At 57.2% G+C, this 512-nt stretch carries 1 rRNA gene; it reads right to left on the bottom strand.

The features are described 5' to 3' along the window. Window positions 1-19 precede the first annotated feature (19 nt). Window positions 20-512: ribosomal RNA gene (locus tag H6A27_RS14610) — 16S ribosomal RNA — on the bottom strand; the annotation flags it as partial.

Raw genomic sequence — 512 nt, 5'->3', positions numbered from 1 at the left:
TTTTACGGAATCTCTCCAGAAAGGAGGTGTTCCAGCCGCACCTTCCGGTACGGCTACCTTGTTACGACTTAGCCCCAATTACCAGTGTTACCCTAGGGCGCTCCTCGCGGTTACGCACTTCAGGTACTCCCGGCTTTCATGGCTTGACGGGCGGTGTGTACAAGGCCCGGGAACGTATTCACCGCGCCGTGGCTGATGCGCGATTACTAGCGAATCCAGCTTCGTGGAGTCGGGTTGCAGACTCCAGTCCGAACTGAGAGGGGATTTGAGGATTGGCCAGCCGTCGCCGGCAAGCGGCCTTCTGTACCCCCCATTGTAACACGTGTGTAGCCCCGGACGTAAGGGCCGTGCTGATTTGACGTCATCCCCACCTTCCTCACATCTTACGATGGCAGTACCGCCAGAGTCCTCAGCATTGCCTGTTAGTAACTGGCAGAAAGGGTTGCGCTCGTTATGGCACTTAAGCCGACACCTCACGGCACGAGCTGACGACAACCATGCAGCACCTTCAT

This window comes from Bacteroides caecigallinarum (assembly GCF_016902295.1).
GTDB classification, from domain to species: Bacteria; Bacteroidota; Bacteroidia; order Bacteroidales; family Bacteroidaceae; genus Phocaeicola; species Phocaeicola caecigallinarum_A.
Note: the sequence above shows the minus strand (reverse complement) of the source record. Positions and strands in the feature narration are given on the sequence as shown.